Source organism: Methylobacter tundripaludum (assembly GCF_002934365.1).
Lineage (GTDB): Bacteria > Pseudomonadota > Gammaproteobacteria > Methylococcales > Methylomonadaceae > Methylobacter_A > Methylobacter_A tundripaludum_A.
This window is the reverse complement of record NZ_PTIY01000006.1, coordinates 28,454-54,182: the sequence shown is the minus strand read 5'-3', so window position 1 is coordinate 54,182 and position 25,729 is coordinate 28,454. Positions and strand designations below refer to the sequence as shown.

General features: G+C 51.5%; 23 protein-coding genes and 1 tRNA gene. 16 read left to right on the top strand and 8 right to left on the bottom strand.

Going from position 1 to position 25,729, the window contains the following annotated elements:
• The first annotated feature begins 43 nt into the window (after positions 1-43).
• The 6 genes from B0F88_RS08855 to B0F88_RS08830 are packed head-to-tail and all read left to right on the top strand — an operon-like array spanning position 44 to position 4,294.
• Positions 44-421: a DUF4845 domain-containing protein gene (locus B0F88_RS08855; protein WP_104423584.1), complete on the top strand. Its 378-nt coding sequence runs from the start codon at positions 44-46 to the stop codon at positions 419-421.
• Entirely contained in the window at positions 418-1,101 is a 684-nt protein-coding gene (gene rnc, locus B0F88_RS08850; RefSeq protein WP_104423583.1) for a ribonuclease III, read from the top strand. Before B0F88_RS08855 ends, rnc begins: the two co-directional genes overlap by 4 nt.
• Positions 1,098-1,979 (top strand): GTPase Era, encoded by an 882-nt coding sequence (era, locus tag B0F88_RS08845; RefSeq protein ID WP_104423582.1) that lies wholly within the window; start codon positions 1,098-1,100, stop codon positions 1,977-1,979. Before rnc ends, era begins: the two co-directional genes overlap by 4 nt.
• The gene (gene recO / locus B0F88_RS08840; RefSeq protein ID WP_104423581.1) at positions 1,972-2,769 is read left to right on the top strand and encodes a DNA repair protein RecO; all 798 of its coding nucleotides are present in this window, start codon (positions 1,972-1,974) and stop codon (positions 2,767-2,769) included. Before era ends, recO begins: the two co-directional genes overlap by 8 nt.
• On the top strand, positions 2,762-3,505 hold the full coding sequence (gene pdxJ, locus B0F88_RS08835; protein ID WP_104423580.1) for a pyridoxine 5'-phosphate synthase: 744 nt from the start codon (positions 2,762-2,764) through the stop codon (positions 3,503-3,505). Before recO ends, pdxJ begins: the two co-directional genes overlap by 8 nt.
• A 54-nt stretch (positions 3,506-3,559) precedes the next feature.
• Entirely contained in the window at positions 3,560-4,294 is a 735-nt protein-coding gene (locus B0F88_RS08830) for a PP2C family protein-serine/threonine phosphatase (RefSeq protein WP_104423579.1), read from the top strand.
• A gap of 8 nt (positions 4,295-4,302) precedes the next feature.
• Here the strand turns inward: B0F88_RS08830 and B0F88_RS08825 are convergent, their stop codons facing one another.
• The 4 genes from B0F88_RS08825 to B0F88_RS08810 all read right to left on the bottom strand — a co-directional run bounded on the left by B0F88_RS08825 (position 4,303) and on the right by B0F88_RS08810 (position 7,417).
• Positions 4,303-5,268 carry a sigma-54 interaction domain-containing protein gene (locus tag B0F88_RS08825; RefSeq protein ID WP_104423578.1) on the bottom strand — a complete coding sequence of 322 codons (966 nt, stop codon included), beginning with the start codon at positions 5,266-5,268 and terminating at the stop codon, positions 4,303-4,305.
• Between the two features lie 9 nt (positions 5,269-5,277).
• Complete coding sequence (locus tag B0F88_RS08820) at positions 5,278-6,006, bottom strand: sulfite exporter TauE/SafE family protein (protein WP_104423741.1); 729 nt, start codon at positions 6,004-6,006, stop codon at positions 5,278-5,280.
• Between the two features lie 208 nt (positions 6,007-6,214).
• Positions 6,215-6,940 (bottom strand): orotidine-5'-phosphate decarboxylase, encoded by a 726-nt coding sequence (gene pyrF / locus B0F88_RS08815; protein ID WP_104423577.1) that lies wholly within the window; start codon positions 6,938-6,940, stop codon positions 6,215-6,217.
• Between the two features lie 93 nt (positions 6,941-7,033).
• A complete protein-coding gene (locus tag B0F88_RS08810; protein WP_104423576.1) occupies positions 7,034-7,417 on the bottom strand; it encodes a rhodanese-like domain-containing protein in 384 nt (127 codons plus the stop codon).
• 113 nt (positions 7,418-7,530) lie between these two features.
• On the opposite strand from B0F88_RS08810, the gene B0F88_RS08805 reads away from it, so the two are divergent.
• Positions 7,531-8,430 (top strand): AEC family transporter, encoded by a 900-nt coding sequence (locus tag B0F88_RS08805; protein ID WP_258076607.1) that lies wholly within the window; start codon positions 7,531-7,533, stop codon positions 8,428-8,430.
• A gap of 32 nt (positions 8,431-8,462) precedes the next feature.
• Here B0F88_RS08805 and B0F88_RS08800 read toward each other — a convergent pair whose 3' ends face one another.
• The 3 genes from B0F88_RS08800 to B0F88_RS08790 all read right to left on the bottom strand — a co-directional run bounded on the left by B0F88_RS08800 (position 8,463) and on the right by B0F88_RS08790 (position 16,452).
• Positions 8,463-10,445, bottom strand: coding sequence for a putative bifunctional diguanylate cyclase/phosphodiesterase (locus B0F88_RS08800; protein ID WP_104423574.1), 1,983 nt, complete (start codon positions 10,443-10,445; stop codon positions 8,463-8,465).
• A gap of 162 nt (positions 10,446-10,607) precedes the next feature.
• Positions 10,608-11,297 carry a response regulator gene (locus B0F88_RS08795; protein ID WP_104423740.1) on the bottom strand — a complete coding sequence of 230 codons (690 nt, stop codon included), beginning with the start codon at positions 11,295-11,297 and terminating at the stop codon, positions 10,608-10,610.
• Positions 11,272-16,452 (bottom strand): AAA family ATPase, encoded by a 5,181-nt coding sequence (locus B0F88_RS08790; RefSeq protein ID WP_104423573.1) that lies wholly within the window; start codon positions 16,450-16,452, stop codon positions 11,272-11,274. Before B0F88_RS08790 ends, B0F88_RS08795 begins: the two co-directional genes overlap by 26 nt.
• A gap of 594 nt (positions 16,453-17,046) precedes the next feature.
• On the opposite strand from B0F88_RS08790, the gene B0F88_RS08785 reads away from it, so the two are divergent.
• From B0F88_RS08785 to B0F88_RS08765, 5 genes are all read left to right on the top strand, one after another.
• Positions 17,047-18,345 carry a competence/damage-inducible protein A gene (locus B0F88_RS08785; protein WP_104423572.1) on the top strand — a complete coding sequence of 433 codons (1,299 nt, stop codon included), beginning with the start codon at positions 17,047-17,049 and terminating at the stop codon, positions 18,343-18,345.
• Position 18,346: 1 nt separating this feature from the next.
• A complete protein-coding gene (locus B0F88_RS08780; protein WP_104423571.1) occupies positions 18,347-20,242 on the top strand; it encodes an ATP-binding cassette domain-containing protein in 1,896 nt (631 codons plus the stop codon).
• Positions 20,243-20,345: 103 nt separating this feature from the next.
• Positions 20,346-20,433, top strand: a tRNA-Ser gene (locus B0F88_RS08775).
• 286 nt (positions 20,434-20,719) lie between these two features.
• Entirely contained in the window at positions 20,720-20,920 is a 201-nt protein-coding gene (locus B0F88_RS08770; protein ID WP_104423570.1) for a cold-shock protein, read from the top strand.
• A 250-nt stretch (positions 20,921-21,170) separates the two neighbouring features.
• A complete protein-coding gene (locus B0F88_RS08765; protein WP_104423569.1) occupies positions 21,171-21,665 on the top strand; it encodes a hypothetical protein in 495 nt (164 codons plus the stop codon).
• A gap of 252 nt (positions 21,666-21,917) precedes the next feature.
• On the opposite strand, the gene B0F88_RS08760 is transcribed toward B0F88_RS08765, so the two are convergent.
• Positions 21,918-22,223: a DUF6916 family protein gene (locus tag B0F88_RS08760; protein ID WP_146083338.1), complete on the bottom strand. Its 306-nt coding sequence runs from the start codon at positions 22,221-22,223 to the stop codon at positions 21,918-21,920.
• 39 nt (positions 22,224-22,262) lie between these two features.
• Here B0F88_RS08760 and B0F88_RS08755 point away from each other — a divergent pair, with 39 nt between their 5' ends.
• The 4 genes from B0F88_RS08755 to B0F88_RS08740 all read left to right on the top strand — a co-directional run bounded on the left by B0F88_RS08755 (position 22,263) and on the right by B0F88_RS08740 (position 25,708).
• A complete protein-coding gene (locus tag B0F88_RS08755; RefSeq protein ID WP_104423567.1) occupies positions 22,263-22,799 on the top strand; it encodes a GNAT family N-acetyltransferase in 537 nt (178 codons plus the stop codon).
• Complete coding sequence (locus B0F88_RS08750) at positions 22,796-23,497, top strand: aspartyl/asparaginyl beta-hydroxylase domain-containing protein (RefSeq protein WP_104423566.1); 702 nt, start codon at positions 22,796-22,798, stop codon at positions 23,495-23,497. The genes B0F88_RS08755 and B0F88_RS08750 overlap by 4 nt, the downstream gene beginning before the upstream one ends.
• A 530-nt stretch (positions 23,498-24,027) precedes the next feature.
• Complete coding sequence (locus B0F88_RS08745; RefSeq protein ID WP_104423565.1) at positions 24,028-24,708, top strand: phage tail protein; 681 nt, start codon at positions 24,028-24,030, stop codon at positions 24,706-24,708.
• 46 nt (positions 24,709-24,754) lie between these two features.
• Positions 24,755-25,708 carry a hypothetical protein gene (locus tag B0F88_RS08740; protein ID WP_104423564.1) on the top strand — a complete coding sequence of 318 codons (954 nt, stop codon included), beginning with the start codon at positions 24,755-24,757 and terminating at the stop codon, positions 25,706-25,708.
• The last annotated feature ends 21 nt before the right edge of the window (positions 25,709-25,729 follow it).

Here is a 25,729-nt window from a genome sequence, read left to right as displayed (position 1 = left end):
CTGCACTATACTTGGTTTTTTCATAAATCATCTGGAGAAAAGAATGAATTTAACACCTGGACGTCAGCAAGGCTTGACCTTGATCTCGCTTGTTTTTGTTTTGGGCTTGATCGGATTTTTTACCTTATTGACACTTAAGATAGTCCCTATTTACCTGGATCACGGCAAGGTAAAGAGCGCTCTGGAGGCGTTAAAACAAATGCCCGATCTGCAAACGCTTAGCGAATTTGAAATCAGGGATAGCTTGACCAAGCGTTTTAACATCAATTACGTCTACGATGTTAACCAGGACGATATTACCGTCGTCAGGCATGGCGATTATGTGAAGGTGGATATCGAGTATGAGACGGTTGTGAAATTGGTCGGCAACCTGAGCGCATTAGCCGAGTTTCATGACTCTTTCGAGGTCGGACAGAAGTGATAAAAAAGCCTGAAGTATTATCTAAAAAGCTGGGCCTGACGTTCAATAATCCCCGGCTTTTTACTATGGCTTTAACGCATCGAAGCGCAGGTTCGAGCAATAATGAACGTTTGGAGTTTTTAGGCGATTCAATTTTGGGTTTTGTGATCGCCCATAAGTTATATGAGTTGTTTCCGGGTGCCAGCGAAGGCGTTTTGAGCCGGTTAAGAGCGAGCCTGGTCAATCAGAGTTCACTGGCGGAGTTGGCCAGAAAGCATCAGCTGGGTGATTATTTGCTGCTGGGTTCAGGGGAGTTGAAGAGCGGAGGTTTTCGCCGCGATTCGATCCTGTCCGATGCGGTGGAAGCCATTATCGGCGCGCTGTACAACGACCAGGGCATGGATGCCTGCCAGCAATGGATCTTGCAGATGTTTGCGGAAAAGCTGAAAAGCTTGTCGCTGGATAATTGGCAGAAAGATCCTAAAACCCAATTACAGGAATTAATGCAGTCAAAAAAAATGGATCTGCCGGATTACACCTTAATGACCATGTCGGGGCTTGCACATGAGCAAACCTTCAAAGTTAAGTGCACAACGCCATTAACGACAGAGTCTTGTATCGGCATGGGAAATTCCAGGAAAAAAGCCGAGCAGTCGGCAGCGGAGCTCATGCTCGAATTATTAAATAAGGACACTAAATGAATTGTGGTTTCGTCGCCCTGATTGGGCGCCCCAATGTCGGCAAATCAACATTGATGAATCATTTGTTGAAGCAGAAAATCAGCATTACCTCGCGCAAGCCGCAAACAACCCGGCACCGAATTCTCGGCATTAACACCACCGACGCAGGGCAGGCCATTTATATGGATACGCCGGGCATGCATGACAGCGAAAAGCGGGCATTGAACCGTTATTTGAACCGGACCGCCGATACGACCTTGCTGGGCGTCGACGTGATCGTCTGGCTGATCGACGGATTGTCCTGGCATGAATATGACGAGGCGATCTTCAAAAAACTGGAGCAGGCGGGCCTACCGGTGATTCTTGCTGTGAACAAGGTCGATAAGGTCGCGGACAAGGAAGCTATCTTGACGTTCTTTAACGAAGCCCAACACCGGTTCCCGTTCAAGCATTTAGTGCCCATTTCCGCATTAAAAAGCACCAATCTCGATCAGCTGGAAAGCCTGATCATGGGGCTGTTGCCGGAACGGGACTTGATCTATCCCGAGGATCAGGTGACCGACCGGTCCGAGCGTTTTTTGGCCGCTGAAATTGTCAGGGAAAAGCTGACCCGGCGCTTGGGCGACGAGCTGCCTTATGCGCTGACGGTAGAGATTGAGCGCTACGAAGAAAAGCCCAACATCACCAAAATATACGCGATTATCTGGGTGGAACGCTTGACCCAAAAGAACATCGTGATCGGCAAGGACGGCGAGATGCTGAAAAAAGTCGGTACCGACGCACGGCATGACATAGAAAAATTGATCGGGCAGAAAGTTTATTTGCAGCTTTGGGTCAAAGTTAAAAAAGGCTGGTCGGATAGTGAACGCGCCTTGCAAAGCCTAGGTTTTAATGACTGAAACCGTCGTTTATTTGCAGCCTGCGTTTATCTTGCAGCAGCGCAAATACCGGGAAACCAGCCTGATTATCGATGCGTTAACCCGCGATTTCGGCCGGATTTCCCTGTTGGCCAAAGGCGTAAGAAAAACCAAGTCCAAAACGGCAGGGATGCTGCAACCCTTTATCCCGTTGACCATTTCCTATTTCGGTAAGGCGGAGCTCAAAACGCTGACCGATGTCGAAATGATTCAGCCGTTTAGCCAGATAAAGGGGCTTGCGCTTTATTGCGGTTTTTATATCAATGAGCTGGTCGCTTGTTTTTTGCACAAATACGACCCCCATCCCGAAGTGTTCGGCCATTACCGCGAATGTTTATCCGGTCTGGCGGATGGCGCCGGCATGGAAGCGGCATTGCGGCTGTTTGAGTTGAACCTGATCGAGTGTTCGGGTTATGGCTTGCAGCTGGAATATGATGACAAGCAACATCCGATTGCATCAGCAAAAAAATACGACTTCAATGTCGGGCTGGGGCCGGTTGAAGCCGGGCGCGGACAGTTTTCAGGACGGACTTTCCAGGCATTAAGCACCAGGGAATTGATCGATCCGCAAGTGTTAAGCGAAGCAAAACTACTGATGAGGACGGTCATTGATGTTTATTTGCAGGGCAGACAGCTTAAAAGCCGGGCGGTTATTAATAACATCATGAAACACACCGGCGGCGAACGGGGATTGCAAACCTATCGTCAATCACAACATATCTCAAACGGAGTGGGCGGCGTGATAACGCCGTCCAATATGAAAAATGAATAACAAACAGATCCTATTAGGCGTGAACATCGATCACGTCGCTACGTTGAGGCAGGCCAGAGGCACGCTATACCCCGAGCCGGTTCAGGCCGCATTAATTGCAGAACAGGCCGGAGCCGACGGCATTACCGCGCATTTGCGCGAAGACCGGCGGCATATTCAGGACAGGGACATCTATTTATTAAAAGACGTGCTGCATACCCGGTTGAATCTGGAAATGGCGGTGACCGATGAAATGGTCGGCATAGCCGGGAAAGTGCGACCCTTTGCCTGTTGTCTGGTGCCGGAAAAACGGGAAGAATTGACCACCGAAGGCGGGCTGGACGTTGCCGGCAACCTGCATCGCATGCAATGGGCCTGCGATAAACTGGCGAGCGCCGGTGTCGAAGTGTCGCTGTTTATCGATCCTGATGAAAGTCAGATCGATGCGGCGGTAAAAGCAGGCGCGCCGGTTGTCGAATTACACACCGGCTGTTATGCCGATGCGGAAAACCCGCAACAGCAAGCTGAAGAACTGGCGCGCATCAGGCAGGCCGCTTTTTATGCACACAGCGCCGGGCTCCAGGTTAATGCGGGGCATGGCCTGAATTTTCATAATGTCGAAGCGATATGCGCGATACCGGAAATGGTGGAGCTGAATATCGGTCATTCGATTATCGCGCAGGCCGTATTTTCAGGCTTGGCTCAGACGGTCAGGGATTTGAAGCGGATCATGCGCACCAACAGTAGGCGCTTTTAGGCGATGCAAGACTACAGCAGAGTATTTGAAGATCGTTTGACCTGAGGGAAACAAGTGGCGCTGGAGTTTTATCAACTAAGCTCGGTCGGCGATCGGGAGATTAATCAAGATTTTATGACGCATAGCGTCACTGAGGCTTATGCGCTGTTTGTCGTTGCCGATGGTTTAGGCGGCCATCATGCCGGAGAAAAAGCGTCCCGTTTTTTCTGCGATGGCTTGCTAAAGAGCGCCGATATTTACAGCAAACAGATAGCACAGAGTCCTGTCGAGACTTTTTCCGCCTGGATTACGGCGGCTGTCAATGAAATGAAAAGACTGTTCGCAATCGATCAATCGGGTAATGATGCACACACCACCTGTGCAATTCTTTACCTGGATGCACAGCGGGTGTTGACCGCGCATTGCGGCGATTCGCGGATATACAGGATGAATCCGCAACGGATCTTGTGGCGAACCCAGGATCACTCCATTCCGCAACAATTATTGAATAACGGCAAGATTACCGAGCGGGAAATGGGTCAGCACCGGGAGCAAAACCGCTTAACACGCAGCATCAACATCTTGAAAGCGCATGAGGCGGAGATTAATCTGTACCCGGCTATGCAACAAGGCGAGACTTTTATACTTTGCAGCGACGGTTTCTGGGAATACATAAAGCCAACAGAGCTGTTGCAATTGGCGGAACCAGCGAGCGGCAAGGAGGAGTTGGCAAAACTGGCGCGATTAGCGATATTCCGCGCTCATGGGAAAAGCGACAACGTAACCGCGCAGTGGGTTAGACGGTATTAAATGTCCGATTAATGCGACACTGCAAAACCGTGTTTTTGCATACGGTAAAGCAAGGTGTCGCGGGAGATGCCCAGCAGTTTTGCGGACTTGCTGCGATTGCCGTTAGTACGGTTCAAAGCTTGATGTATCAAATCGGCTTCCAAGGTATCCAACTGTAGACCGGTCTCAGGCAGCGTGAAATTGGATGTTGCAGGCGCATTAGCGATGACTTTGGCGGTAAATTCAGATGGAAGGTTTTCCGGCTCGATGACTCTGCCCGCTAATAAAATGCTGAGTCTTTCGCATAAGTTACGCAATTCGCGAATATTGCCCGGCCAAGCATAGGTTTTTAGCACTCTTAAAGCCTGCTTGCTGAATTTGGGGGCTGTCAGCGCATGCGCATCCTCGAATAATGCGAGAAAGTGCTTGATCAGCGACTCAATGTCTTCAGTGCGTTGCGCCAGCGGCGGCAGTTCTAAAGGCACGACATTCAAACGGAAATATAAATCCGACCGGAACTCGCCTGAGTCAATTTGTCTGTTCAGATCGGCGTTGGTTGCGGAAATAATGCGCACATCAACTTTGTAAGGCTTGATTTCGCCGACTGCAAGACATTCGCCGGACTCAAGGAAACGCAATAATTTTGCCTGAATCGACAGCGGCAAGGAATTGATTTCGTCAAGAAACAAGGTGCCGCCATCAGCTGCCTGGAACAGGCCTTGTTTATCGGTCGTCGCTCCAGTAAACGAGCCTTTTTTGTGGCCGAACAATTCCGATTCGATCAGGCTTTCAGGCAAGGCCGCGCAATTTAGGGTGATAAACGCTTTGTCGGCGCGGGCGCTGGCTTGTTGAATGGCGGAAGCGAGCACTTCCTTGCCGGTACCGGTTTCGCCTTTAAGCAATACAGTGACGTCGGTAGCGGCAACGATTTTGGCGCTACGGATTAAGGAATCCAGTGCAGGAGATTGACCGATGATCGCGTTAAAATGATCCATAGATGCCTCTTAATGTAGAGCTGTGTGTGTCGTAATGGCCATGGGATTAAGCCAGGGCAGGGCGGCCAGCAAAGCCAGGACAATCATAAACAGGCCGATAGCCTGTTTGAAACGCTGCATTCTGGACAACCTTGTTAATATGCCGGTCATTATACCGACTCCCATGACGGCTGGCAAAGTTCCTAAGCCGAAAAACAGCATGGTCAGCGCGCTTTGGCTGATGCTGCCTGCGGTTGCGGCGAGCGCCAAAGCCGAATAAACCAAACCGCACGGCAGCCATCCCCACACCATGCCGAAAAGATAAGCCTGGCTGAGATTTTTGACTGGGATCAGTTTCCGGCCGAAAGGCTCTATTTTCTTCCAGAAACGCAGGCCTAATTTTTCAATGTAGGCAAAGTGGGGAAACCAGCCGGCGATATAAAGTCCCGCGCCGGTCATGACGGCAGCAGACAGCAATTGCAGCAACCGATGTCCGCTGATTTCACCCATCGGCATGGTAATCAATGTTTCGATAACGCCCGCTAATGCCCCGGCTATCGTATAACTGGTAATGCGCCCGATATTGTAATTGAATACAAAGGGAAATAGCCTGCTTTTTTGGTTCCGTATTTCCGGGTTAAGGCTTAAGGTTAATGTCCCGATAATCGAGCCGCACATGCCGATGCAATGCATGCTGCTGAACAGGCCCATAGTAAAGGCGACCAGAGTAGAGGTGCTAAAGGCGAGGTCAAATTCCATAGTCGCAGGATATATTAAAATAGGAGCAAGGTCGCCCATTGCGCAAAATTATAAGTTATTTAACTCTTGTTATTCGCCACGAAGACACGAAGAAATAAAACTTCGTGTCTCGGCAATTGCTCCTGCATTGCTCTACCTCCTGCATCCGTGCAGTCGTTCGTGGTGAATTTTTTGTATTTTTTAAGCGAATTTATTTGTGTGCAGGCAGTTACTCAAACTGCGCAAGGATCTGTCCCTGAATCTTCTCCGCCATCTCTTTTCGGTTTTCGGCATCGCGTATAGGCCTGCCGACGACGATGTAATCAGCGCCATTCTGGAAAGCCATTTCTACGCTGACCACACGTTTTTGATCGTCCTCTTCGCGGTTATCGACCGGTCGGATGCCCGGCGTGATGACCAGCAGCTTATGGTCCAGTTCCTCCCTCAACATCGCGACTTCAAGTCCCGATGAGACAATGCCGTCGCAGCCGATTTGCAGCGCGCGTTTGGCGCGGGACAAAACCAGCTCGCGGACATCGCAGGCAAAGCCCAAGTCGTCAAGGTCGCCGCGGTCCAGGCTGGTTAATGCGGTTACGGCCAGCACTTTAAGATCGCCTTTCTCCTTGGCGGCGGCTTCCATAATCGCGTCGTTGCCGTGTATGGTGGCGAGATCAACGCCTTTGCTGCTCAAGGCTTTAATCGCACGGCCCACGGTGGCCGGGACATCGAAAAATTTCAGATCGACAAAGATTTTTTTATTGCGCTGTTTCAACCATTCAATAAAACCGAAATAATCGCCCGACATAAACAGTTCCATGCCGACTTTGTAAAAGATTACCGAATCGCCGAGTTCTTCGACTAACGCCTGCGCCTCGGGAATACTGGGGACATCCAGCGCCATGATTAAGCGTTCACGGACGGGGATGGGTTTGGTTGAGACGAATGAGTGGGGCATGGTTAAGGTAAAAGGTAAAAGGTAAAAGGTAAAAGGTAAAAGGTAAAAGGTAAAAGGTAAAAGGTAAAAGGTAAAAGGTAAAAGGTAAAAGGCTTATTCAGTCACAAAGCCTTGTCCATGCCAAGCCTGTATTCCGCCGTTCATTAAGTAAACCTTGGGAAATCCCGCCGCCTTTAATATCAGTTGGGCTTGTGCGGAACGCAGGCCGGCTTGGCATTGTGTGATGACCGGGCGATTCTTATAAGGTTCAAGTTCCGCTAGCCGTTCATTTAATTGGGACAGCGGAATATGAATGGCGCCGTGAATTTGATGTTCATTCCAGTCGTCATGTTCACGTACATCGACAATGACCGCCTTGTTCTTAACGCGCATCGTTGCAGCTTCATTAGGCGAGATGACATCAGTTTCCGCAACGGCAAAAGAACTGATCATCAATAAAAAAACACCGAGTAGGCAAAACTTTGACAATAAACGCACTCAAACGCTCCAAAATAATTTCGATATATATTACCGGAACTTGTTTTAACGGTGAATGTTAAAATTCACTATTGTCACAATAGTCTCCGATTATGAACTCAACATTGATACAAATGACCCTGATAATGGTGTGCGGCGCGGCTTGGCGTTTTGCAAAACCGGCGGGGCTGTCAGCCGAGCAAACCCGGCAGGTTTTAACGACAGTGGTCTACTATCTGCTGCTGCCGGCCATGGTTCTGGAGGTGTTATGGTCAGCGGATATAGGCTTGCATTCGTTTCAGTACGCTTGGCTGGGGATGGGCAGTATTATTGCCGCCATGCTCTGCCTCTGGGTGATTGGCGCGTTGTTCAGGTTTGACGACAGGCGCTTGGGGGCAATGATACTGGCGGCGGCATTTCCGAACGTGACGTACTTGGGCTTGCCGGTTTTAGAGCAGGCCTTCGGCAGCTGGGCCAGGTCCGTGGCTATACAGATGGATCTCTTTGCCGCCACGCCGTTATTGTTTACCATCGGCGTCATCGTTGCCCGGCACTACGGCGAAGAAACCGCAAAAAGTCCGAGGCCGGTATGGCTGTTTTTTCATGCGCCTCCGTTTTGGGCGGCGGCAGCTGCCGTTATTTTAAATATTAACGGGGTTGTCGCTCCGGTTTGGCTGTTGGGCGTACTGCAAAAGTTGTCCGCCGGCGTCGTGCCACTGATGCTGTTTTCGTTGGGACTGGCTTTAAGCTGGAAGGCGCTAACTGTCCGCAATATCCCCTATATTATCCCCGTTGCCGTTATTAAAATGGCGGTAATGCCGTTGCTTGCAATGATTTTGGTCGGTTTTTTGCCGATAACCGGCGAATACAGGGAGGCGGCGGTGCTTGATCTGTCGATGCCGAGCATGGTGTTGGGCATTGTTTTTTGCGACCGCTATCGCCTGGATAGCTCGCTGTACGCGATGGCGGTAACGGTAACGACGGCAATCAGCCTGATTGCATTGCCGTTCTGGCATAGCGTGTTGCAGCAGTGATCTGTAAAAAGATTTTTTAATTATTCAGCTTTTTACAAAAGCCCTTGAGCCGGCAGCAACTTCTCGAATTGATCCGCAGGCACCGGCGGACTGGTCAAATAGCCCTGGTATAGATCGCAACCTTGCGCCTGCAGGAAAGCAAGCTGTTCCTTGGTTTCGACACCTTCGGCCAGCACCTTCAGGCGCAGCGTATGCGCCATGGCGACGATGGCGGCGGCGATTTCCATGTCGTCCCGATGATGCGGGATGTCGTCGATAAAACTTTTGTCGATTTTCAGCACATCCAGCGGAAACAGCTTCAGGTAAGCCAGCGAGGAGTAGCCGGTGCCGAAATCATCGATGGCGAGACGCACGCCCAGCGCATGCAGGCGGTTGAGAATCCGAATGGCCTCATGTTCACGTTGCATCAACGCGCTTTCGGTTAGCTCCAGTTCCAGGCGGTTGGCCGGAAAGCCTGTTTCGGCCAAGGTTTCGGCGACGATTTCTTCTAAATTGCTGTGCAGAAACTGGTGCGGCGAAACATTCACCGCCAGCGTCAGCGGCGGCAAACCGGCTTCGATCCAGCATTTACCCTGGCGGCAGGTTTCTTTCAGAATCCAGTTGCCGATCGCTGTAATCAGCCCTGTTTCTTCGGCGACCGGGATAAAGCGCAACGGCGGAATCAGTCCTTGGTCGGGATCCTGCCAGCGGATCAGCGCCTCGGCGCCGACAATGCGGCCATTGTCGACATTGACCTGCGGTTGATAGAACGCCCTTAGCTCGCCTTTATCAATCGCCCGGCGCAAACGGACTTCGAGGTCCATGCGTGCGCGGGCGGAATGAGTGAGCTCCTCCGAGAAATATTTGAAGCGGCCGCGTCCTTCCGCTTTGGCCTGATAAAGAGCCGTATCTGCCTGTTGCAACAACTCCACCGGGGTTGCGCCATGCTCTGGAAACAGACTGATGCCGACGCTGGCGCCGATACGCACTTCTTTGCCGTTGGATAATAGCCAAGGCTCGCCCAATGTAGTAATGATGTCATTAGCCACCCGTGCCGCATCTTCAGGATGTGCGATATTTTCCATCAGTACGGTAAATTCGTCTCCGCCCAACCGGCACAGCGTGTCGATGCCGCGCAGACGGAAATTAAGCTGCTTGGCCACCTGTTGTAACAGATCATCGCCGGTCAAATGGCCGAAGCTGTCATTCACATCTTTGAATCGATCCAGGTCGATCATCAGCAGCGCCAGCATTTTGCCGTCGCGCAATGCGACTTCAATGGCATGATCGACCCGAGAAAGCAGTAATAAACGATTGGGCAGGCGGGTCAGCGGGTCGTGATGGGCGAGAAAATCGAGCTGCGACTCGGTCGCCTTGAGCCGGGAAATATCGGCAAACACCCCGACATAATTGGTCACTTCGCCCGATTTGTCGGTGATCGCACTGATGCTGAGCAGCTCGGGATAGACCTCGCCGTTTTTGCGCCGGTTCCAGATTTCGCCCTGCCAATGGCCGGTCGCCGCGATGCTGGCCCACATTTCGGCGTAGAATTTCGCGTCATGTCGGCCGGAACGCAGCATGCTGGGTTGTTGGCCGATGGCTTCGGCCTCGGTATAACTGGTGATGTCGGTAAATGCGCGGTTTATCCTCAGGATGCGTTTGTTCGCATCGGTCATCAGCACGCCTTCACGGGTGCTTTCAAAAACCGTGGCGGCCTGAAGCAGGCGATCATCGCTCAGCTTGCGTTCGGTAATGTCGCGCACGCCAATAACATAGGCCTTGCGACCTTCCCACTCAATGGGCGCGGATCTCAATTCCGCCCAGCCCAGACCGCTACGGCGAACCAGGTTGATTTCCTGGGGAGCGTCACTCGGACTGACCGGAATCGCAAGCTTGGTCCCCAACAGCGCATCCTGGTCGAAAATGCGTTCGGCGCTCCGGTTGGTATACAGGACAAAACCCAGCTCATCGACGACCAATATGCCATCGGTAATAGTCTCAAGAATCAGGTCCAGGTTGGCTAGAGCGGGGGTCATGTGCTTAGGTATTGGGCTGGTTGGCGGTTTATTGTGAGCATTTCAACAGCCCGTTCGTCCTGAGCTTGTCGAAGGATGAGCGGGATGTTGGAATGCTCAACTGCGGTTTTTAGGATAATGGATGTTTTCACAGGTTCGTTAGCGTAACTTGGGCCGTAAAAATTACATGATAACGGTATCTGATCCATTGCTATGGTGGGAGGTAATGGAGGCAATCACTTCCGGCATTTTGGTCAGGTTACCCAGCAATTTCAATACCGGTGTCGGCAGGTCCCGCACCAGCATCGGCGTGGCGAATATATTTTGCGACAGCGCTTTTTCAGGCATCTCCAGCACCTCCACCACATCCAGCCGCCAGTATCCCGGTTTATAGGTAGCCGCCAGGACCGTGCTGAGCTGCTCAACCAGCATTCTGAACTCTGCGTTCAGGGAAACGATATACAACGTCAGAAGCAGTTTGTCGCCTTCCTTGTTCACTTCCATCGGCCGGTTGATGGAGTTGGCGACGTGTTTGATTTGTTTGGATGACAGCGGCTTACTTGCAAGCTGGAAGCTCAAGCCTTCATCGAGGGCAACCTTGAGTTGTTCCATATATTCATGGGCAAAAGCTGTCACGATGTAAACGTTCATTGTGCCATCTATCGCTTTCAGACGGCGCAAGGTTTCGACGCCATCCATGCCCGGCATTCTGAGATCGAGGAAAATCAGGTCGGGGCGATCAGCCTTCGCCATTTCGACGCCTTGCAAGCCATTCTCCGCCTCACGCAGGTCATAGCCGGCCTCGCCCAGTACCAAGCTGAATGCTCCGCGCACTGCCGGGTCGTCATCAATAACCAGTATTTTGTTTGGCATCATTCCCCCTAGTAAACTGATCGGCTATTTTGAATTGTAATTTCATGCAACAACCGCTTATAACCTCATTATATGTAATTTTATTATACGCGATTATATTTCCTCCGGTTTCTTCGATTAAACGGTGAGACACCGACAAACCCAGCCCCGTTCCTTTTCCCGGCGGTTTGGTGGTGAAGAACGGATCGAATATCCGGCTGAGAATGGCGTCAGGAATGCCCGGTCCATTGTCGGCTATGGTCAATTCCACCATCGCGCCATTCCGTTGCGCTGCGATGTCGATGTGGGCTTGGTCGCGGCCCGACAAGGCGTCTCTGGCGTTAAGCAATAGATTAATCAGTATCTGTTGCAGACTGTCGGCGTCACACACAATCAACGGCAGGTTATCGGGTAATTCGATATGCAGCTGGATATTGGATTTTTTAAATTCCCCGTCTAATAGAGACAAAGTTTGGCTGACCGTCTCGCTGATTTGCGACGCACCGGTCAGATGTGACTTAGTTCTAACATAAATCAGCATATTGCGCACGATGGTCTTGATGCGCTCGATTTCATGCAGGGCTTTACCCAGCATCTCACGGGTTTTAGGATCGGTTGCTTTACTTTCGGCAAACTCGACAAAGTTCATCAAGCCCATTAACGGATTGTTGATTTCATGCGCGACACCGCCGACCAAGGTGCCGAGAGCGGACAGTTTTTCCATCTGCATCATGTGTTCCCGGCTCTCCTGCAGCTGCGTATAAGCATGGCGCGTTTCGTTCAGCAAACGGGCGTTTTCCAGGGAAATCGCGGCGTGGGAGGTCAGCAGCTCGGTCATGACGCTCTTTTCGGTGGTGAAGATGCCCTCAGACAGCCGGTTTTCCAGGTAAAGTACGCCGACCAGCTCGCCTTGCTTGATCATCGGCAGGCACAGTACCGAGCGCAAGCCCAGCATCTGCACTTCGGGCGCATTTTGGAAGTCGCCCTCGGTGCTTGCATCGCGCAGCACTACTTTTTCGTGGGTGCGGTACACGTAATTGACGATGGCCTGGCAAACGCCGACCGCTTTGGTCAGACTGTAGTGCTGAGGGTTGATGGCCTGCTTTTTGCCGACATGGTGTTCCGCGACGATGACCAGTTCGTCCTGTTCCTTGATCAGCAAATAGCCGTGCTGCGCGCCGGAACTTTCCAATTCCACATTCATGATTTTTTGCAGCAGTTGCGCCAGGTCGATTTCGGCGGACAGCGCCAGCGCGGATTTCATCAGGTAGTTAATATCGAGATTGGGCAGGGTGGACAGTTCCATTATCTCGGTTTCGCTTTCCGGGTCCTGTAGCGATTTGCCCGGCTGGGCAACGTCGCACTGTTCCAGCAGCCGGGCGGCTTTGCTATCGGCGCGGCAGGCAAGATATAGCCGCCGCGCCTCGGCATAGTAGATGGCGGCATCGCCCAGCGCGGTTTTTGTCAGTAAGTCGCCCAGGCTTTCGAACAAATGTCCGGCAAGCAGGTCGTATTGTTGCACCTGCGCTTCGGCAATCGCGTCCAGGTACAGATTGCGCGCTTCGCGGGGTTCGCCTTTGACGCGGGCGATTTCGGCGCGAATAAAGGCCAGATAAGGCCGAAGCAAAGGGCCCAGTCGCGCCCAGGTTTCGATATTTTGCAGCAGCGGGGCGATTTCCGCTTCGATTTCCGTCCACGTCGATTCGGCGGGCAGGCGCAATCGGTTGAGAATGCGGAACACAAACCATAAGCGTTTCAGCACGTTATCGGTCAGTCCATGCAGATAACGCTCGACCGCAGCCAGCGAAACCGCTGCCGCCGCGTAGTCGCCCAGATAATGCCGGCTGATGCCGAGCAGCACAAAGTAGCTGCCGGACGCGGCGACATAATTGTCAGTCGCCCAGCGTTGCAGCGTTTCTTCCATCGCCACCGGCCGGTAATCCGTTTTCATCGGAGCCACCGAGCCTGCCAGCACGGCTTCCGCCAGGGCCAGCGAGAAAGACAGTTGGTTTTTGCGCGAGAAGCTCAGGCACTCCTCGGCGGTTTCTTCGATCAGGTGCAGATTCTTGCCCTGAACCTGCAAATTCCACATCAGCGGGCCGTAGGACAAGCCGGCGTTGTACAAGTCGCCGCAGTTCTTGCCGCACTGGATGCCCTTTAAACAGTAGTCGGCAATGGCGGCGGGGTGGCTGCGCGAGTGCATATTGCACCAGACGATGCCGTTCATGCCGCGGGTGGCTCCGAAGGTATTCGGGTATTTCGCGCACAGGTCATGCGCCAGGTCCTCGTAACGGAAAGCGAGCTCGAATTTTTCCTGCTCGCCCAAATTGAGTCCCATGATCGAGAAAGAATAGATGACCGACTCATCCATGCCGCCCGCCAGGCAAAGCTGGGTCGATTGCGCGGCGGACAGGTACAGTTGCTCTACCAGCCCGGACATGTAGAGATCGGGGATCAGCTCGCTGTAAAAGGCGAGTTCAATCTTGCTTTTGCGGTCCTGGGTAAAGGGCATGTGCAGGATGGTATTCCACACATCGTCCTGCGCTTCGATCTGCGCCATCAGGGCTTGGGTGTGCCGCCGGGCCAGATCCGGGGCTGCGGGTATGGATTTGCCGAAATAGGCCAGGCCGCGGTTGGCGGTTTCGATGGCTTTGTTAAAATTGCCGAAAGAGGACAGCGAAGTCGTCTGTTCGGCCAGCGCTTCGGCCTTGTCAAAATCGCTGACGGCATGCTCGATCAGTTGATTGATTAGCGATTCGGAGGCTTCGTAGCGGCCGCGCATCAGGTCGGTTTTCGCCAATCGCTGGTAGATGCGGAAGGTCATCTCGTAAGCGCTGTTCCAGCAATCCGGCGGCAACAGATCGTGTGCAATGGAAAAGAAGTCGTTGGCGGCGTCCCCGGCCAGCGCATCCAGCGCCTTGTTTCCGGCATGGAAGTTAATATCGACCAGGCGGTAAAGCGAGGCTTGATCCATATCGGCCGGACGCCCCCGGTTAAGGTGCATCGCAATATTGAATAAATTATCCTGTACCTCAAGATTTGCACCTGCCGGTATCTCATCCAACAGACGGTTGCCGATACGCCAGTGAATACCGGGGCGCGCCTGTTCATCGACTTGGCGCAGCACCGCTTCCTGCACCCGGTCATGCACAAATTGCAGGTCGGATTTGTTCTCCAGCAGCATCCCCAGCGTCAGTACCGGTTTCAGGTTTTCGAACAGTTGTTCCAGGCTCATGTCGAGCACCTGCGCCACCTCCGCGGCCGTGAATCGGTTGCCCATGCAGGCGCAGTAGTTGAGGATGTGCAATGCGGCGGGCGGCAGCGTGCGCACTTTGGAGCTGAATAATTCGACCACGGTGGCGGGCATCCGCGCATCGCGGATCTTGTTCATATCCCATTGCCAGTGTTGCTGTTCGTCCGTGTGCAGCAGATTCTCGTTGTACAGCCAAGCCAAACTCTCGCTGACAAACAGCGGATTGCCCTCGGTCAGCCGCGCGATAAATTGAGACAGGTTGGCGGTCGTCCCCAGCGGCGAATCCAGGATATAAGCCACCATCTCGTGGCAATCGTCTTCGTCCAGCGCATTTAGCCGGATTTCCTGCAATGCGTCTTTGCGCTCCCGAATGTTGCGGATCAGTTTGGTCAGCGGATGGGCGGCATCGACCTCGTTGTGACGGTAGGCTCCGATAAAAAATAAATAAGGATGTTCTTTATGATTGGCGAAAATAGTCTGCAAAAAATCGAAGGTGGCGGTGTCGCACCATTGCAAATCGTCAATGAACAGCACCAGCGGATGCGCTTCGTCGGCCAGACGGGCGAGAAAACGCCCGAACAGATTATTGAAGCGGTTGCGCGCTTCGACCGGCGGCAGATGCGCCACTTCCGGCTGCGCGCCGATGATGAATTCAAGTTCCGGCACCACGTCAATAATCACACGGCCGTCGCGGCCCACCGCATCGAGAATCTTGGTCCGCCACTGCGCCACCTGCGCATCGCTTTCGGTCAAAAAGGTGCGCATCAGATTGCGTAGCGCCTGGATCAGCGAGCTGTAGGGGATATTTTTCTGATACTGGTCGAACTTGCCCGAGGTGAAATAACCGCGATGGCGTACCAGCGGCTTTTGCAGCTCTTGAATCAGTCGGGTCTTGCCGATGCCGGACAGGCCGGAGATGAACACCGAACGGAATGCGCCGCGCATGACCTCGTCGTATTCGCGCCGGATCAGCGCGCATTCCGCATGACGTCCGACCATTTTTGAAATGAAAATCATGCGTTTGCTGCGGTCGCGCAAGCCGACCGGGAAATCGGCAATTGCGCCGGTTGCTGCATAGTCCTCGTGACAGCGAATCAGGTCTGCCAATAATCCTGCCGCGCTTTGATAACGCTTTTCCGGCTGCTTGAATGTCAGTTTGGCGATGATTTTACTGAGCTGCTCCGGGATTTTTGCATTGCTTTCATGCACTTTGGGCGGCTCTTCAGCCAGGTGCGAGTGTATCAGTTCCAGCGGGTCGGTGGAAAAAAACGGCAGCTTGCCGGTCAGCAGCTCGTAGAACACGATGCCCGTCGAATAAAGGTCGGTGGAAAAATCCACCCGATAGTTGATGCGCCCTGTTTGTTCGGGAGAAGTATAGGCCAGTGTGCCGCGCACAAACTCGGGGTCATAGATGAAATGGCTGACATCACGGATGTCCAGCGGCGTGATGAAATCGGTCAGGCGCAAGGTGAGCGTGCCCGGCTGCACCAGAATGTTGTGCGGCTTGACGCCGCCGTGGGTGATGCCGGCTTCATGCACGGCCTGCAAAGTGTCCGCCAGCATGCAGGCGATCTTGAAAAAATCCGTCAGATTGATGTGCCGTTGCTGATCGGTCCAGGCCTTCAGCGTCTGCCCGGCAAACCAGGGTTGCACGATAAACTGCACGCCGGCATCCGAATCCAGGGCGATAGGCGTGCAGGCGCGCGGGTCGTGCAGCACCTTGAGGCGTTCGATTTTTTGCTGCAAATGGCGCGATTGGTCATCCCAGCCGGATAGCAGCTTGAGCAGTTTGAACACCAGCGGCTGCTCTGGCCTGCTCTTGTGATAGCCTTTATAGACTTGCGATTGCAGGCTCTCGCCGAGTTTCTCGGTGAGAATGTAGGATTGGAATTTAGGCGTATCCGGTATCCGGCTTCTTTTCATAATATTTTTCAATCCGTGTCGTGTCGATCGGATTATTCTACGCTTTTGTCATCGGCATCGGTTTAAGTGGGAAAATCCATATAATGTGTTTGCAAAACTGCAAACAGCTAATTTTACTTTGTTAGATTATACGCAAGCTCGTCATGCCCGCCGGGAAGCGGGTATCCAGAGCCAAGGATGGTCAGCTTAAATCCATCCCAGGAGCCTGGATTTCGGCACAAATCCGTCTGGAACGGATTTGCATTAACCCGAAGGGTGTCAGCAGGATAGCCTGACATGAATCCCTGCCGGAATGACGATTCTGGATATTATGTGTTCATTAAATATGACAAAGTAGAACTAAGGATCGTGCATGAAATAACTTGAGCAAATTTTATTTTTAAACCATGAAGCGCATGAAGGATTTAAGTCTTCATGCGCTTCATGGTGATTGCTTAAATTAATTTATGCATGTTCCTAACCATGTGTCTTCGTGGTCAATTAAAGGCTTTATGAAGTATAAGAAACCATTTTCATCCGCAAGGTCAATTTGTATTTTAATACGGGTTATCAGACTATGGCCGGCACACAAACCCAATAGCACCGATTGACAACATGAATCCAATATTAGAAATATTCTCCCAAGGCGAAGAAGTCGTGACCGGGCAAATCGTCGATACCAATGCGGCCTGGTTGTCGGAGCGGGCCGTAGCCCTGGGCTTTACGGTCGCGCGGCATACCGCCGTAGGCGACAAGCTGGATGATTTGATCGCGCTGCTGCGGGAAATTGCACAGCGTGCGGATTGTTGCATTTGCACGGGCGGGCTCGGGCCTACCAGCGACGATTTGACCGCCGAGGCTGTCGCCAAGGCGTTCGGTCTGCCGCTGGAATTCGACGGGATTGCCTTTGAACAGATTCAACGGTTTTTTGCGCGCAGAAACCGGGTCATGCCCGAGTCGAACCGCAAGCAGGCGATGTTTCCGAAAGGTGCGGAGCGTATCGACAATGCCTGGGGTACTGCGCCGGGTTTTTCCTTGCAAGCCGGGCGCTGCTGGTTTTCCTTTGTGCCCGGCGTGCCTTCGGAAATGCGCCATTTGTTCCTGGAGTCCATACAGCCGACATTGGCCAGCCGGTTTTTATTGCGGCCCGGCAAGCTGGTTAGCATCAAAACTCTCGGCATAGGCGAGTCATCGATTCAGCAACTCATCGGCGGTGTTGAAATTCCGGCTCAAGTACAGCTGGGTTTTCGGGCGAGTCCCGATGATGTGCAAACCAAGTTGCTGTTTCCGCATGATTATCCTGAAACAGCCATGACGGCATTGGTGTCCGAAGTTGCAGGTCAACTGGGCGATCATGTTTTTGCCATTGACGGTTTCGGGCAGGCCGGCGGCGACTTGGCCTTTGTGATCGATCGGCTGATGACGGGCGGAAAATACACGCTGGCTGTCGTGGAAACAGTCAGTCAAGGATTGCTGGCGGCCAAGTGCGTAGGCGCAGATTGGCTGCTGGAAGCACGCTATGAGCAGTCGGTGGAAAGGTTGGTGCAAAAACTTGCGGTTACCGTCAATGCCGACAAATTCGCCGGGAGCGAACTTGAACAGCCAACAGCTGGCCCGAAGGGTGAAATACAGGAATGTATTTCATATGATTTACCGGCAACCGCACAGGCCATTGCCGCTGAAATACAAAAGACCAGCGCAGCCGATTTTGTGCTGGTTCAGCTGAATGGCGGAGACAATAAAACATTTCGCGATAAAGACCGGGCCATTATTCTATATAATACGTTGCTGACTGGAGACGGATTTCATCAAACCACCCATTCCGTGGCAGGTCCTATCAACGTCAAGCAAAATCAGGCGGCGTTGCTGGCACTGGATTTATTACGACGCTATTTACAACATAAAGAACTTTAAAATGCCCTTATTACGATTGTCCAACGTTTCCATTGCTTACGGAACTCACGCTTTATTAAACAATGCCGATTTTCAGCTGGATGCCGGGGAGCGGGTAGGCTTGTTAGGCCGCAACGGCGAGGGCAAATCGACCTTGATGAAGATCATTGCCGGCAACATCCAGGCCGATCACGGCGAGATTTGGCGGCAACCGGGATTAAGGTTGGCATGGCTGGAGCAAACGCCCGAATTGCCTGACGATGCGACCATCTACGATGCCGTTGCCGGTGGTCTGGGCGAGCTGGGCGAGTGGATCACCCGTTATCATGCGCTGTCGTTAACGATGGATTACGATGATGAAAAGGCCTTGAATGAGCTGGGCGATTTGCAGCACAAGCTGGAAGCCCATAACGGCTGGCATTTCCAGCAGCGAGTCGAAACCACCTTAAGCAAGTTGGACTTGCCCGGCGAATTGAAAATCAGCGGCTTGTCCGGCGGTTGGAAGCGCCGCGTAGCCTTGGCCAGAGCTCTGGTCATAGAGCCGGAAGTGTTGTTGCTGGATGAACCGACCAACCATCTGGATTTTGAAAGCATCAGCTGGCTGGAAGAACAAATCCTCAATTTCCAAGGCGCGGTATTGTTTGTGACCCATGATCGCTCGTTCCTGCAAAAATTGGCGACCCGCATTATCGATCTGGATCGCGGCAATCTGGTGTCCTGGCAGGGCAGTTATGACGATTTTTTGACTCGCAAGGCCGCCGCGCTGGAGGACGAAGCCAACCAGAATGCCGAGTTCGACAAGAAGCTGGCCGACGAGGAAGTCTGGATCAGGCAAGGCGTAAAAGCCCGGCGCACACGTAATGAAGGCCGCGTCAGGGCGTTGGAGAAATTGCGTAACGAACGCGCCCAGCGCCGCAACACCCAAGGCACCAGCAAAATATCCCTGGACCGGGGCGATGCGTCCGGTAAGAAAGTGATCGAAGTCAACGACATCAGCTTTGCTTACCAGGACCGGCAGATTATCAAGCATTTTTCCACGCTGATTCAGCGGGGCGACAAAATCGGTTTGATCGGCGCGAACGGCGCAGGCAAATCGACGTTGTTGAAATTGCTGTTAAAGCAGCTGGAACCGGACAGCGGCGCGGTAGAGCAGGGTACCCGGCTTGAAATCGCCTACTTCGACCAGTTGCGCGACCAGCTCGACCCGGAAATGACTGTCGCCGACACCGTCGCCGACGGCAACGATTTTGTCGAAATCGCCGGAAACAAAAGACATGTGATGTCGTATCTGGGGGATTTTCTGTTTGCTCCGGCCAGGGCGCGTTCCCCGGTAAAAAGTTTGTCGGGCGGCGAGAAAAACCGTTTGCTGCTGGCCAGGCTGTTTACCAAGCCGTCCAACCTGATCGTTATGGACGAACCAACCAATGACCTGGATTTGGAAACCCTGGAATTGTTGGAAGAAAAACTGGTCGATTTTGACGGCACCTTGTTGCTGGTCAGCCATGACCGGGCTTTCCTGGACAACGTCGTGACCAGCGTCTTTGTGCTTGACGGCTCAGGGGACGTCGATGAGTTTGTCGGCGGTTACAGCGATTGGCTGAACCATGTCAAGCAGGCGAAACAGGCCGAAACAACTGCCAAGGTGACCAAGCAGGAAAAACCGGCGGCACAGACTTCCGCGCCTACCGCAGCCAAAAAGAAATTAAGCTTTAAGGAGCAGCAGGAACTGGATAAGTTGCCGGAACTGATTAATGATCTGGAAACCCGGCAAGCGGAATTAAACCAGCAAATCAGTGCGCCGGAGTTCTATAAAAAAGACCAAGCTGTCGTTGCCAAGACACTGGACGAACTGAAACTGATCGATGCCGAACTGGAGCGGGTTTATCACCGGTGGGATGAGCTGGAAGCGATGCGCTAAGCAAGCGGCGGTTACCAAAAGCAGAAAGGCCATTGCGCTAAAACGCAATATCGATTATTCTACGCGGCTTCCCGCTATCTGCGGGGAGCAAAAAAAATAGTTAGGAGAGATGGCCGAGTGGTCGAAGGCGCACGCCTGGAAAGTGTGTATACGGCAACGTATCGAGGGTTCGAACCCCTCTCTCTCCGCCACCTAACATCCTGCGCGCACGATGTATTTTGTGACCGCTTGCTCTATTCGTTAGCACATTCAATTCTTCAAGCCGCCATCTCTTTGTCGCATCGCTAAACTGAAAGGCTTGACATTGCCATTGCGCGTCTATAGAATGCGCTCAGCTTGAAATTGTTTTACCGTTATGCTTACCGCTACGAAGTTCGTCATGTAATTGTTCTTCCGTTATCATTAAGTAATTCTTTAATTTCCCAGCTCCATCGGCCTTTATAAGGCTTCAATTACTACAAATTAGGATTACACAAAATGACTACAGGTATAGTTAAATGGTTTAACGCTGAAAAAGGTTTTGGTTTCATTCAGCAAGAAAACGGCCCAGATGTTTTTGTTCACTTTCGCAACATCAACAGCTCCGGCTTTAAATCCCTTGATGAAGGACAGAAAGTACAGTTTACTGTCACTCAAGGACAAAAAGGCCCGCAAGCAGAAGAAGTAACAATCGTCTAATTGCCGGCAAACAAAACCGTAGCTTTTTCGGGAGCTACGGTTTTTTTATGCCTGTTAGTCAGTAAAGCAGCCAACTTTTGCCGTTATAATATTATTGATAATTTCTTCATTAGAACGCTTTATCCCGTTATTTGTACCAGTTGAAATATTAATTTAGCAACTGTTGGTCAATTTTTGACGAGATCGTCAAAAATCAGGATTATCGGCTTGAACAAATATATCTAAAATAATAACCCACGAGGAGAAAAATATGGTTGTATTTGCAAATCCATTAACCCAACAAATCACCGATTTTATTTCCGAAATAGGTATCCCTGTACAGGCAGGAGAAATTCCCGATAATGTTGTTTTGCCCGGTATTTTGATCGATAAGGGCGTATTGGTAGTGGACGAAACCAAGTTGAAATATCCGGGAGATTTATTGCATGAGGCTGGACATTTAGCCGTTATGGACGGTGCGCAACGCAACATTTTATGTAACGACGTCAGCAAAAATGCCGGTGATGAAATAGCTGCGTTAGCTTGGTCGTGGGCGGCGCTGGTGCATTTAAACCTGAAGCCGGAAGTTGTGTTTCATCCCGATGGCTATAAAGGCGAATCGGAATGGTTGATAGATATTTTTAGCAACGGCAGCAATCTGGGAGTACCACTGTTGCAGTGGATGGGGTTGACTGCGGAACCGAGCAAGGCCGAGCAATTAGGCTGGAAAGCGTTTCCACAGATGCAACGTTGGTTAAGGGAATAGCAATGTATTGGCTGCTTCAAGTATAAATCACCCATTTAAAGATAAATTTAGAAATCGCCAATCCTTGAAAGTCTCAACAGAATCGAACTAACCCAAATCACGGGGTTTGTGCTCAGCTTTCAGCTTGGCGAGGTAAGCCGGATGGGTGACGGACGGCTCTCGTCACCTCGGACCGATAAAGCAGCCCTGCTCGATTGCATGGCTTTTAATGATGGGTTCTGCTTGGATTATTGTGCGGCGAACCTGTTATTCTCAGGCAAACATTATCTCATAGTAGAGTTTGTTATCATTAACCCCCGGGTTGATTGATAATATAGGCCCCATCAGCCATTGATGCTGTCCCAACTCAGCATGCTCAACAAGATAAATATCTTGCAACAACAGTATGTCGGGCGGCCCTGTAAAGACCAATGATAACGGAGTGCGAAATTGTTCCGGTATATTGCGGCGCGGTAATTCCGCTACATCGATTAATTGCAAGTCGATGAGGCCTGCTTGTGTGTGTATTGTAAAGTTTGTGCCCACTAACGGAGAGGCTTGTTCAAGACTAAGATTCATTGCTAACCTTTAGATAGAGTTGCGTCAAAAGCCGACGGAGTGCATGATAGCAGAAAAAATATTTTAAACTTCGTAAAAAAATTTATAGATATGTCGCCGCCCGATTTTTATTTACGTTCCGTTCATGAGCGCGATCAAGAATTTATCGACATACTTTACCGCTCAACCCGCGAAGATTTGCTCATGTTGCCGATGGATCCGGTCTTTATCGACAACTTGGTTCGATCTCAGCAGCAGCTTCATGCATTTGGAGTGCAGCAGAACTATCCAAATGCTCAAACCAAAATTCTCGAATCTCAAAGTCAAGCGCTGGGGCGCATGATATACGAGCATGCTACCGGCGATATTCACCTGATCGACATTGCAGTCCTGCCTAGCGCTCAAGGACAGGGTTTGGCGCGATATATGTTGCAGTACCTTCAACAAATGGCCGGAACCCATCAGGTAAGCTTGAGTTTGCGTGTGGTAAAAAATAACTTCAAAGCGCGCCGGCTCTATCTTTCTGCCGGCTTCCAAATTGTTGACGAAGATGCACTGAGCGAACAGATGCGCTGGCGAGCTGGAATTACGGTATGAAACAGGTTACCCGCTATTTGCGTTTGCCGTTCGAATTCGATCTGACCGCATTGCAAATCGATTTGCAGCGCGTAATGCCGGATCAATGGGTGCCTCATTACAATGACCAGGCTGCCGGCGCCGGGTATTGGCACTGTCAGGCGTTGCGTTCTCCACATGGACGTAGCGACGATATTCTGGCATTTTCGAATAATCAATTCCTGGATACGCCGTTATTGGCGCGCTGCCCTTATTTTCAGCAGGTTCTGCAGCGCTTCAAATGCGAAACTTGCGCCGTGCGCTTGATGGCATTGGCGCCCGGCGGCGTCATCCACGAGCATACCGATCCCGGAACCAATTTCGAAGATGGCTTGGCGCGCTTGCATATTCCTGTTATCACCGATCCTGAGGTATTATTCTGGCTGGATGGCGAGCCGATTCATTTTACCGCGGGCGGCACTTGGTACATGAATGCCAATTGCAGGCACCGGGTTGAAAACTCTAGCAAGGTGCATCGTATTCATTTAGTGCTTGATTGCATCCCGAACCAATGGCTGACCGATATATTTAACGCTGCCGGATTTGTTGCTAATCCCGAACCGAAATATGGCGATCCCAGTATCACCGATGCTAATGTACTGGAAGTTATTGCTGAATTGAGGCAAAGCGGCACTGCGGCAGCATTGAGTTTGGCTAATCGATTGGATGCGGCGCGCTAAATAAACACAATTAAGCGATAGTTGCGCTTTCTCTCTCTTAATAAAATAATATCGGCAGTAGTGCGCGGCTCTGTGAAAGAAAAGCTGGGGATTTAATCAATATATTCAGTCATTTATTTGTCGATGCCGCGTAAATTGCTCGCCGGTCCGACTAGCCCCTGATCTTTTTTGTTTTATTTAACGATATGTTCTGCTATCTTTCGCCCCGGTCAGCTGACTAGCTTGGCTAGAATTAAAAATTGGGCATAGCACTGACTTTTCCAATTAAGTAAACAATAAATTGCGGCTGTGAATTAAATTCAAACCTTAGTTTCATCTTACCGATTGGAGTTTGAGTAAAATTGTATTACCGGTAACCAGTGCTTAATTTCAAAAAAATCGGGGGCGTATTGTTTTGTGTGGGCTGTTTTTTAAGGCTTTTTACTAAAAAACATAACCCTGTTTGCGTGATTAAATACTAGGCGATCTTATTGTGCAGCGGTCTATTGCCGTTGCATTTCAATCATATAGAGTAAAAGCAGGAGTTTATTATGGATGCATTTATGGGAAGCGTTCTGGCAGTGGGATTTAATTATCCGCCAAGAGGCTGGCTGTTTTGCAATGGTCAAACAGTGCCGATTCAGCAGAATGCGGCAATGTTTGCGTTATTAGGCACCATGTATGGCGGGGATGGGCAGAACACTTTCGGCATACCCGATCTGCGCGGCCGGGTCGTCGTCGGGTCGCAGGCCCAAGGGCCGGGTTTGATGAATGTTCCGCAGGGTTTAAAGGGTGGTGCAAATACTGCAACTGTGGTTAGCTCTGGCTCGGTATCATTTACAATAGGTATCAATAATCTGCCTCAACACAACCATGCCGTAACTGTACCGGGAAGTGCATTCACGGCTTCCTCAACGCTCAATGCCACTTCGAAGGGGCCGGGAGCAACGGCGCCCGCTGCTAACGCAACCTTGTGCACTACCGGTACAGGCCCAACCTCCGCTGCAATGTATCAGGCCACAACCGGTCCCGCTACGGATTTGGTTGCACTCAATAGCCAAAGTGTAACGACTACGCTTGTAGGTAATGCTAATGTTAATTCAGGTACCACTGGGACAGGTTCTGCAGTGACGGCTCCAGTTATAACCAGTGCCAACATTTCCACCATGCCTCCCTATATTGGGCTTAACTACATAATTGCGATGGAAGGCATTTTCCCTTCCAGAAATTAAACCTGCTAGGCGCGGCTTGTCCGCGCCTTCCTTCTCATACTATCCCATGTTGAATGACCAGCAGTTATTACGCGGTCGACCTGTTGCAGTCGACGCTTTGGCATCGTTGCGCAATTGGTTTCCGGTAAGTCTGCAAGGACGGGAAGTCGTTTGGCGGCATGTCCAAGGCCGCTTTACCGCTTCGTTTTTTACCGATACATTGCAACAGCAAAATCCGGCGCAACGTTATATCTGCCGCACAGGATTCGACTGGTTGAAGCGTCTGGAACCGGGGCTGATGCCGAGCGCGTTTATTTTTCATACCTCGCGTTGCGGCTCTACCTTGCTGACCCAATTATTGTCAACCCTGTCCTGTTGTATTGTGATGTCGGAGCCGCCGGTCATTGATGCTTTCTTAAATAGCCATCAAACAGAGCCTGAAACCAGTGGCGGCAGCGCGAACCTTAGGCAATTAATTCTGGCCTTGGGGCAACAGCGAACCCCCGAAGAAACTCACTTTTTCATCAAGCTCGATAGCTGGCATACTCAATTTTTGCCGATATTTCGCGCCGCTTTCCCGAATACGCCATGTTGGTTTCTCTACCGCGAACCGGAAGCCGTACTGGCTTCGCATCGACGCCAGCGCGGACCGCAGATGGTGCCCGGCATGATCGCGTCGCTGGCGGCGGAAACATTGGAGGCAGGGGATTTGGACGGCTATTGCACCAAGGTTTTGGCCGGCTTCTTCGAAGCGGCGCTCGCCAATGTAGAACACTTGCAATTAATCAATTACCGGCAATTGCCGGATGTCCTGTGGCAAGACCTGTTGCCCAGGCAAGGGCTCGATTGCACGTTGGAACAACTGGAGCGCATGCGGCAACGGGCCGGTTTTCATGCCAAAAGCCAGGGCATCCGGTTCAGCGCCGATGCGACGCCAGTCTCATCGCACCCGATACTGCAACAACGAGTCGCGCCACTGTATGCGCAGCTCGAGCAACGCCGTTGTGATGCTGTAACGTGAGCGTTGTCCAGCTCCTTTACG

What these genes read in the sequence shown, in the direction of transcription:
- B0F88_RS08855 (WP_104423584.1), top strand. Translation starts at nt 44, where the DNA reads ATGAATTTAACACCTGGACGTCAGCAAGGCTTGACCTTGATCTCGCTT.
- era (WP_104423582.1), top strand. Translation starts at nt 1,098, where the DNA reads ATGAATTGTGGTTTCGTCGCCCTGATTGGGCGCCCCAATGTCGGCAAA.
- recO (WP_104423581.1), top strand. Translation starts at nt 1,972, where the DNA reads ATGACTGAAACCGTCGTTTATTTGCAGCCTGCGTTTATCTTGCAGCAG.
- pdxJ (WP_104423580.1), top strand. Translation starts at nt 2,762, where the DNA reads ATGAATAACAAACAGATCCTATTAGGCGTGAACATCGATCACGTCGCT.
- B0F88_RS08825 (WP_104423578.1), bottom strand. Translation starts at nt 5,268, where the DNA reads ATGGATCATTTTAACGCGATCATCGGTCAATCTCCTGCACTGGATTCC.
- B0F88_RS08820 (WP_104423741.1), bottom strand. Translation starts at nt 6,006, where the DNA reads ATGGAATTTGACCTCGCCTTTAGCACCTCTACTCTGGTCGCCTTTACT.
- pyrF (WP_104423577.1), bottom strand. Translation starts at nt 6,940, where the DNA reads ATGCCCCACTCATTCGTCTCAACCAAACCCATCCCCGTCCGTGAACGC.
- B0F88_RS08805 (WP_258076607.1), top strand. Translation starts at nt 7,531, where the DNA reads ATGACCCTGATAATGGTGTGCGGCGCGGCTTGGCGTTTTGCAAAACCG.
- B0F88_RS08800 (WP_104423574.1), bottom strand. Translation starts at nt 10,445, where the DNA reads ATGACCCCCGCTCTAGCCAACCTGGACCTGATTCTTGAGACTATTACC.
- B0F88_RS08795 (WP_104423740.1), bottom strand. Translation starts at nt 11,297, where the DNA reads ATGCCAAACAAAATACTGGTTATTGATGACGACCCGGCAGTGCGCGGA.
- B0F88_RS08790 (WP_104423573.1), bottom strand. Translation starts at nt 16,452, where the DNA reads ATGAAAAGAAGCCGGATACCGGATACGCCTAAATTCCAATCCTACATT.
- B0F88_RS08785 (WP_104423572.1), top strand. Translation starts at nt 17,047, where the DNA reads ATGAATCCAATATTAGAAATATTCTCCCAAGGCGAAGAAGTCGTGACC.
- B0F88_RS08780 (WP_104423571.1), top strand. Translation starts at nt 18,347, where the DNA reads ATGCCCTTATTACGATTGTCCAACGTTTCCATTGCTTACGGAACTCAC.
- B0F88_RS08770 (WP_104423570.1), top strand. Translation starts at nt 20,720, where the DNA reads ATGACTACAGGTATAGTTAAATGGTTTAACGCTGAAAAAGGTTTTGGT.
- B0F88_RS08765 (WP_104423569.1), top strand. Translation starts at nt 21,171, where the DNA reads ATGGTTGTATTTGCAAATCCATTAACCCAACAAATCACCGATTTTATT.
- B0F88_RS08760 (WP_146083338.1), bottom strand. Translation starts at nt 22,223, where the DNA reads ATGAATCTTAGTCTTGAACAAGCCTCTCCGTTAGTGGGCACAAACTTT.
- B0F88_RS08750 (WP_104423566.1), top strand. Translation starts at nt 22,796, where the DNA reads ATGAAACAGGTTACCCGCTATTTGCGTTTGCCGTTCGAATTCGATCTG.
- B0F88_RS08745 (WP_104423565.1), top strand. Translation starts at nt 24,028, where the DNA reads ATGGATGCATTTATGGGAAGCGTTCTGGCAGTGGGATTTAATTATCCG.
- B0F88_RS08740 (WP_104423564.1), top strand. Translation starts at nt 24,755, where the DNA reads ATGTTGAATGACCAGCAGTTATTACGCGGTCGACCTGTTGCAGTCGAC.